The sequence below is a fragment of the Xenorhabdus thuongxuanensis genome (genome assembly GCF_001908095.1).
GTDB classification, from domain to species: domain Bacteria; phylum Pseudomonadota; class Gammaproteobacteria; order Enterobacterales; family Enterobacteriaceae; genus Xenorhabdus; species Xenorhabdus thuongxuanensis.
In genome coordinates, this window is sequence record NZ_MKGR01000122.1 from 1 (window position 1) to 304 (window position 304).

The 304-nt window shown below is 45.4% G+C and carries 1 protein-coding gene; it reads right to left on the reverse strand.

The window, feature by feature from the left end:
• Positions 1-304: AMP-binding protein (locus tag Xentx_RS18335; RefSeq protein ID WP_139292557.1), on the reverse strand; the 304-nt coding region annotated here is incomplete at both ends.

Genomic DNA, 304 nt, shown 5'->3' on the forward strand with positions numbered 1-304 from the left:
CATCAAAAACATAAGCGGCAAACATTAAGGCTTTTTTTCGCTTTGTGATATCAAACAGTTCTGCCTGTGCTGCCACCATATGGATAACATTCTTATGCTCAATCATGACGCCTTTAGGCTGTCCGGTAGTACCGGAGGTGTAGATGATATAGGCCAAATCGGTTGGGTGATTAACCAGAGCCAGATTTTCTACGGTGCGGCCTGGGGTGATTGTCTGGTCATCTGTCGCTATCAATATTGGTGATTTCGCGAGTAGTTGGCTATATTCCGTCAGTGTTGTCAGATACCGTTGCTGGGTAAGTAC